This is a genomic window from Bradyrhizobium sp. SHOUNA76 (assembly GCF_023006445.1).
Lineage (GTDB): Bacteria > Pseudomonadota > Alphaproteobacteria > Rhizobiales > Xanthobacteraceae > Bradyrhizobium.
Map to the genome: position 1 here is coordinate 1 of NZ_JALBHA010000300.1, position 8,034 is coordinate 8,034.

An 8,034-nucleotide genomic window follows, 5' to 3' on the forward strand; every position below is an offset into this window, starting at 1 on the left:
CGGCTGCCTGCGAGGCTGGCTGGCCGCAACCGGTGAGCGCGAATGCGCCGACAAGCGCGCCGATTGCGCCCAGTCGGGCCAGAACGAAATCGTGCTTTTTGACAAACTGCTCGCTTCCGTCCGGTCCGCTCATCCCAGGTCCTCGCCTAAAAGCCGCAGAAAAGGCAGGGTACGCCTCTACCTGCGGGCGCCACAAGATGGGTGGCAAAGATGAACTCTTCAAGACCGCGGTGCGCGCATTGCTCGGAAGGTCGCCCCGGCCGGATGGCGGGTTGACAGTCCAACAGCCGGCTGCGCGGGGAGGTGTGATTAGCGGGCGAATTGCGAATGGCGTAATTCGCGGGGTTCATGAATTGGGGGCGGTCGTGGCGCGAGCGTTCTTTCTTACCCTCCCCTGAAGGGCCCTCCAGGGGAGGGTGGGAGAGCCCCCAGCGCCTTCACACATGACGGAGGCCGGCGGCTCGGCTAGGTTACCCCTACAAAAAAGACGAATTGTCCGGGAGGACGGGCGTGCACCAGGGACGTGTCGTTTTTGGCGCGATCGAGGAGGTCGTGTTCGGCCATCCGGCGGCCGGCGCCATCGTCGCGCAGATGGACCGGCTGGGATCAAATCGTGCCTTCCTGATGGTTTCGGGCACGCTCAGCCGGCAGACCGACGAAATCGAGAAGATCAAGCAGGCTTTGGGCTCCCGCTGCGCCGGCCTGTTCGACGCCATGCCCGCGCATACGCCGCGCGAGGCGGTGATCGTCGCCACCCATGCGGCACGCGAAGCCAGTGCCGACCTGATCGTCACCGTGGGCGGCGGCTCGATCACCGACGGCGCCAAGGCGGTGCAGCTTTGCCTCGCCAACGGCATCACCGATATCGACGGCATCGATCGCATCCGCGTCCACAAGGGCGTCGCGCCCGAGATGACCGCGCCGACGGTGCGGCAGATCAGCGTTCCGACCACGATCGCCGGCGGGGAGTTCAGCGCGATCGCCGGCGTCACCGACCGAGCCACGCATGTGAAGCAGATGCTGCGGCATCCGCTCGCGGTGCCGCGCGCGACCATCCTCGATCCCGCCATCACCGTGCACACGCCGGAATGGCTGTTCCTATCCACCGGCATCCGCGCCGTCGACCATTGCGTCGAAGCGATCTGCTCGCGCGAGGCGCATCCTTATGCCGATGCGCAAGCGGTGAAGGGCCTCGCCATGCTCGCCGACGCGCTGCCGCGGGTGAAAGCCGATCCGTCCGATCTCGACGCGCGGATGGACGCGCAGATCGGGACCTGGCTGTCGATGGGCGCGCTCGCCGCCGGCGTGCCGATGGGCGCAAGCCACGGCATCGGCTATGTGCTGGGCGCGGCCTTCGACGTGCCGCACGGCTACACCTCCTGCATCATGCTGCCGGCGGTGATGCGCTGGAATGCGCGCGACAATGCCGAGCGCCAGATGATCGTCGCGGCCGCGATGGGTTTCCCTGGCCACAACGCCGCCGACGTGCTCGATGCCTTCATCCGCTCGCTCGGCATGCCACGCAGCCTCGCGGACGTGCGTGTGGCGCCCGAGCATTTCGACGCAATCGCCGAACAGGCGATGCGCACGAACTGGATTTCGCGCAACCCGCGCAAGATCGAGAGCCCTGCCGACGTTCGCGAAATCCTGCTTCTCGCCGCATAATCCAAAGCCGGAGGATAGATGTACCCAGGTCAGCACGCCCGCCTACGCCCGCTGCAGCCCGCCTTCATCATGGCGGCCACGGGCGAGGCCGTCACCTATCGCGAGCTCGATGCGCGCAGCAACCGGCTGGCCCATCTGTTCCGCAAGCACGGCTTGAGGCGGCTCGACCACTATTCGATCTTCATGGAGAACAATTCGCGCTATCTTGAGGCCTGCGGCGCCGGCGAACGCTCCGGTCTCTACTACACCTGCATCAACTCCTTCCTGACACCGGGCGAGCTGGCCTATCTGCTCGTCAACAGCCAGTCCCAGATTCTGGTCACGTCGGTGGCGAAACTCGACATCGCGCGCGAGGCGATCCAGGCCTGCCCCGATATCAAGCTCTGCATCGTCGCCGACGGCCCAGGCGAGAGCGATCGCATCGTCGGTCTTGCGGACGTGACCGCGGATATGCCGACGACACCGATCGCGGATGAATGGCTCGGCACCGCCATGCTCTATTCATCGGGCACCACCGGACGGCCGAAGGGCATCCTGCGGCCGCTGCCGGAGGAGCCGCCGAAGCACAATCTGCCGCTATTCGATTTCCTGACCAAGCTCTGGCACTACCGTGAGGGCATGGTCTACCTCTCGCCGGCCCCGCTCTATCATTCCGCGCCGCAAGCTGCCGTGAACCTCACGATCCGCATGGGCGGCACCGTCATCATCATGGAGAGCTTTGATCCGGAGCGCTATCTCGAGCTGGTCCAGCACTGGGGCATCACCCACACCCAGCTGGTGCCGACGATGTTCTCGCGCATGCTGAAGCTGCCGGAAGAAGTGCGCAGCCGCTACGATCTGTCCTCGCTTGAGATCGCAATCCATGCCGCCGCGCCCTGCCCGGCCCTGGTCAAGGACGACATGATCAAATGGTGGGGGCCGATCATCCACGAATATTACGGCGCGACGGAGGGCCTTGGCTTCACCGCCTGCAACAGCGAGGAATGGCTTAGCCATCGCGGCACCGTCGGCAAGGTGCTGCTTGGCGACCTCCACATTCTCGACGAGAACATGCGGGCATGCCCGACCGGAACGCCGGGTCAGGTCTGGTTCAAGACGGGATCGCCGTTCGAATATTTCAACGACCTTGAGAAGACCAAGGAAGCGCGTTCGGCCGACGGCAGCATGAGCACGGTCGGCGACGTCGGTTATGTCGACGCCGACCGCTTCCTGTACCTGACCGACCGCGCGACCTTCATGATCATCTCCGGCGGGGTGAACATCTATCCGCAGGAATGCGAAAATCTTCTGATCACCCATCCGAAGGTCGCCGATGCCGCAGTGTTCGGCGTGCCCAATCCCGATCTCGGCGAAGAGGTGAAGGCGGTGGTGCAGCCGATGCCGGGTGTGGTGCCGGGCGAGGCGCTCGCCGAAGAGCTGATCGCGTTCTGCGCAAAATCGCTGTCGCGGCAGAAGGTGCCGCGCTCGGTCGATTTCGAGAAGGAATTGCCGCGGCTGCCGACCGGGAAGCTGTACAAGCGGCTGCTGCGGGATCGGTATTGGGGGAACAAAGCGTCACGGATCGTGTGAGGGGCACTGAGCTAGAGCGTGAGATGCTCAAGACGTAACCAGATAAAAGGTGTCGTCCCGGGGCGCGACGAAGTCGCGAACCCGGGATTCATAACCACGGGGAGTGGTTATGGAGCGAGCGCATAGCTCCGAGTCTTCGCCAAGCTTCTCCCTGTGGTTATGGATTCCGGATCTGAGCTCTGCTTGGCCGGGACGACGGCGGAGCGCTGGAGAAGCAGCGTGACGCTTCAGTTCGCATCTCTTCGCACTGCACTCCCACATTGCGAGACTATGAAAACCCTGCGGCCTTGGATCATCCGAATTGTCGAGGCGGCATGCGACCTTACCGGGTTGCCACCCCCAACTTGCGTGCTATCGTCAGCTCAAACAGGCCGCAAAAGGCCGATGTCCAGGGAGGATGAGCATGCGGAGCGTGTGGGCGCTTGCCGCGATGGCGGCGCTATCTGTGCTGACGGCCTCAACCGCCGCGCTCGCAGGCGAGGCCAAGCAGGGCGGAACCTTGCGGATGTATCACCGCGACAGTCCGGCCAACGCATCCATTCTCGAAGGCGCGACATATTCGGTCAACGTGCCGTTCATGGGGGTCTTCAACAATCTCGTCATCTATGACCAGCATATCGCGCAGAACAGTCCCGATACGCTCCGGCCCGAGCTCGCCGAAAGCTGGTCCTGGAGCAGCGACAACAAGAAGCTGACGTTCAAGCTGCGCCAGGGCGTCAAATGGCACGACGGCAAGCCGTTCACATCGGCCGACGTGAAGTGCAGCTTCGATCTGCTGATGGGCAAATCGCAGCAGAAGCTGCGGCAGAATCCACGCAAGGCCTGGTACAGCGAAGTCAACGAGATCACGACGAGCGGCGATTTTGAGGTCTCCTTCGATCTGAAACGGCCACAGCCCTCGCTGCTGGCGATGCTCGCATCCGGCTATACGCCGGTCTACCCCTGCCACGTCTCGCCGGCGGACATGCGCACCCATCCGATCGGGACCGGACCGTTCAAGTTCGTCGAGTTCAAGGCCAATGAATCGATCAAGCTGACGCGCAATCCGGACTATTGGAAGAAGGGCCTACCCCATCTCGACGGCATCGAGTACACGATCATCCCGAACCGCTCGACCGCGATTCTCGCTTTCGTCGCCGGCAAGTTCGACATGACCTTCCCGACGCACATCACGATTCCGCTCCTGAAGGATATCAAGTCGCAGGCGCCAAACGCGACCTGCGTCGTCGAGCCGACCAACGTTTCGACCAACATCATCGTCAATTCGAGTTCCGCGCCGTTCGACAATATCGATATTCGCCGGGCGGTGGCACTTGCCCTCGACCGCAAGGCCTTCGTCGACATCCTGTTCGAAGGCCAAGCCGATATCGGCGGCACCATGCTGCCGCCGCCCCAAGGCATCTGGGGCATGCCCAAGGACAAGCTCGAGACCATTCCGGGCTACGGCCGGAACGTGAATGCGAACCGGGAGGAAGCGAAGAAGCTGATGCAGAAGGCGGGCTACGGTCCCGACAAGCATCTCGCGGTGAAGGTCTCGACGCGCAATATCGCGGAATATCGCGATCCCGCCGTGATCCTGATCGACCAGCTCAAGAGCATCTATATCGACGGCGAGCTCGACGTCGTGGAAACCGCGAACTGGTTCCCGAAGGTCGCGCGCAAGGACTACATGCTCGGGCTCAATCTGACCGGCAATTCGGTCGACGATCCCGACCAGTCCTTCTACGAAAACTATTCTTGCGGCTCGGAACGGAACTACACCAATTACTGCAACAAGGAGATCGAGAAGCTGTTCGACGTGCAGTCGCAGGAGACCGACGTCAGCAAGCGCAAGCCGCTGGTATGGGACATCGACAAGAAGCTGCAGGAGGATGTCGCCCGTCCGATCATCTTCCATGCGCGGGCCGGCACGTGCTGGCAGCCCTACGTCAAGGGCATCACGATCATGTCGAACAGCTCCTATAACGGCTTTCGCTACGAGGATGTGTGGCTCGACAAGTAGCCGGCGTGGCTGAAGACTTTTGGTTTTGAGCATGATCTTCTCGGAAAACCGCTACGCACTTTTCCGGATCATGCGCTAGCGGCTCGCGGAGGGCGAAGGATGTTTGCCTATCTGGTGCGACGCCTGTTCCTGATGCTCGTGACCCTGTTCGGGATCTCGATCGTCATCTTCCTCCTGCTGCGTATCGTGCCCGGCAATATCGTCGACATCCTGTTCGCCGCCGCCGGCTATGTCGATCCCGCCGACAAGGCCAATCTGGAGAAGGAGCTCGGCATCGACCAGCCGCTGATCGTGCAATATTGGCACTGGATCAGCGGTTTTCTGCGCGGCGACTTCGGCTACTCCTACGTCTCCGAGAAGCCGGCGCTGCAGGAAATATTGCCGCGGATCCCGATCACGGCGCGGCTCGCCGGCCTGGCGCTGTTGTTCTCGGCCTCGATCGGCATTCCCCTCGGTGTCATCAGCGCCGTGAAGCAGGGCACGCGGCTCGATTACTTCTTGCGCGTCGTCAGCCTCAGCGGCTTGTCGCTGCCCTCGTTCTGGCTCGGCCTTCTGATCCTCACCGCGTCCGTGGCGATGTTCGGCCAGATGCCGATCTTCAATCCGAATCCGCAGACCTGGCTCGAGGCGTTCGCAACCTACGCCGTGCCGGCCGCAGCCGTCGGTTTCCGCAGCGCGGCGCTGACCATGCGCATCACCCGGTCCTCGATGCTGGAGGTGCTGCGGCAGGACTACATCCGCACGGCGCGTGCCAAGGGTGCCTCCGATACCGCGGTTAACTATCACCACGCGCTGAAGAACGCGATCCTGCCCGTCATCACCGTGATCGGCATCGAGGCGGCGTTCCTGATCGGCGGCCTGATCGTCACCGAAACCGTGTTCAACATCCCCGGCGTCGCCCGCTTCCTGGTCGAGGCGATCCGCTGGCGCGACTATCCGATCGTGCAGAATCTCGTGATGCTGATCGCCGTCGTGGTGGTGAGCGCGAATTTCATCGTCGACATGCTGTACGCGGTGTTCGACCCGCGTATCAGGTACACGGACTAGGAGACCAGCTTGGCCGCGATCGACTACGATCTCGAACTACGGCGGGCCGGCGCGCATGCGACCGGCGGCTGGCGGCGCGTGCTGTTTTTGGCGCAGCGGCACGTGCTCGGCGCGGCCGGGCTCGCCATCATGACGGTGTTCGTGCTCACCGCGATCTTTGCCGACTTCATCGCGCGCTATGATCCGCTGACGGTCGATTCCGCGCGCGCGCTGGCCCGGCCGAGCCTGGCGCACTGGATGGGGACCGACTCGTTCGGCCGCGACGTGTTCAGCCGCATCATCCACGGCGCGCGCATTTCGCTGGCCGTCGGCATCGGCTCGACCGCGCTCGGCGGCACCATCGGCGTCATCGTCGGGCTGACATCAGGCTATCTGTCCGGCTGGGTCGATCTCATATTCCAGCGCGTTTCCGACGTTCTTCAGGCGCTGCCGCTGCTGGTCCTCGCCCTGATCATGACGGCAGCTCTCGGTCCGTCCCTGCCGAACGTCATCATCGCCATCGCCATTCCGTTGATCCCGACCGTGTCGCGCGTCACCCGCGCCAACACCCTGGCGCTGCGCGAGCAGCCCTTCGTTGAAGCCGCCAAGTCGATCGGCATGAGCGAGGTCCGCATCGCGCTCCGCCATGTGCTGCCGAACACGCTGGCGCCGCTGATCGTGCTCGCAACCGCCCAGCTCGGCTCGACCATCCTCACCGAAGCCTCGCTGTCCTTCCTCGGCCTCGGCATTCCCGAGCCTTATCCGTCATGGGGCCGCATGCTCTCGGAGTCCGCCGCCGAATATGTGCGCACCGCGCCCTGGCTCGTGATCTTCCCGGGCATCGCCATCAGCCTCGCCGTGTTCGGCGCCAATCTGTTCGGTGACGCCCTGCGCGACATCCTGGACCCGAGGCAACGCGGCTGATGGTGGACAAATCCGATCTCGTGCTCGAGGTGAAGAACCTGAAGACGGTGTTCTTCACCAATTCCGGTCTGTTCAAGGCGGTGGACGATCTCTCGTTCAGCGTGAAGCGCGGCGAGACGCTGGCGATTGTCGGCGAATCCGGCTGCGGCAAGAGCGTCACCGCGCTCTCGCTGATGCGACTCGTGCCGGATCCGCCCGGCCGCATCGTCGGCGGCTCCGTCACGCTCGAAGGCACCGATCTGCTGGCGCTGGACGAGGCGGAGATGCGCGCTGTCAGGGGCAACCGCATCTCCATGATCTTCCAGGAGCCGATGACATCGCTCAATCCGGTGATGCGGATCGGCGACCAGATCGTCGAGGCCGTGCGGCTGCACCGTAACATCTCGGCCAAAGAGGCCCGGAATATCGCCGTCGAGATGCTGCGCCTGGTGCGTATCCCCGAGCCGGCGCGGCGTGCGCGGGAGTATCCGCATCAGCTGTCCGGCGGCATGCGCCAGCGCGCGATGATCGCCATGGCGCTGGCCTGCCGGCCGGCGCTGCTGATCGCGGACGAGCCGACCACCGCGCTCGACGTCACCATCCAGGCGCAGATCCTGGCGCTGATCCTCGACCTGCAGAAGGAGCTCGGCACCGGGCTCGTGCTGATCACGCATGATCTCGGCGTCGTCGCGCAAACAGCGCAGCGCGTGATCGTGATGTACGCGGGGCGGAAGGTCGAGGAAGCCAGCGTCGAGGCGCTGTTCGCCGCGCCAAAGCACCCCTATACGCGCGGGCTGATGGCCTCGATCCCGGCCGTGCCCGCCTCGGGCGTTCCCGCGCCGGCGCGGCTGAACGAAATTCCCGGCACC

The 8,034-nt window shown here is 63.9% G+C and carries 6 protein-coding genes; all 6 read left to right on the top strand.

The window, feature by feature from the left end; genetic code table 11:
- Positions 1-510: 510 nt before the first annotated feature.
- Entirely contained in the window at positions 511-1,665 is a 1,155-nt protein-coding gene (locus MOV74_RS25115; protein ID WP_246928779.1) for an iron-containing alcohol dehydrogenase, read from the top strand.
- An 18-nt stretch (positions 1,666-1,683) separates the two neighbouring features.
- Entirely contained in the window at positions 1,684-3,234 is a 1,551-nt protein-coding gene (locus MOV74_RS25120; protein ID WP_246928781.1) for an AMP-binding protein, read from the top strand.
- Between the two features lie 403 nt (positions 3,235-3,637).
- Positions 3,638-5,236 (top strand): ABC transporter substrate-binding protein, encoded by a 1,599-nt coding sequence (locus MOV74_RS25125; RefSeq protein ID WP_246928783.1) that lies wholly within the window; start codon positions 3,638-3,640, stop codon positions 5,234-5,236.
- 99 nt (positions 5,237-5,335) lie between these two features.
- On the top strand, positions 5,336-6,283 hold the full coding sequence (locus tag MOV74_RS25130) for an ABC transporter permease (RefSeq protein WP_246928785.1): 948 nt from the start codon (positions 5,336-5,338) through the stop codon (positions 6,281-6,283).
- 9 nt (positions 6,284-6,292) lie between these two features.
- Positions 6,293-7,186, top strand: a complete 894-nt coding sequence (locus MOV74_RS25135) for an ABC transporter permease (RefSeq protein WP_246928794.1) — start codon at positions 6,293-6,295, stop codon at positions 7,184-7,186.
- The coding region (locus MOV74_RS25140; protein ID WP_246928799.1) for an ABC transporter ATP-binding protein at positions 7,186-8,034 on the top strand (849 nt) is incomplete at its 3' end. The genes MOV74_RS25135 and MOV74_RS25140, both read left to right, overlap by 1 nt.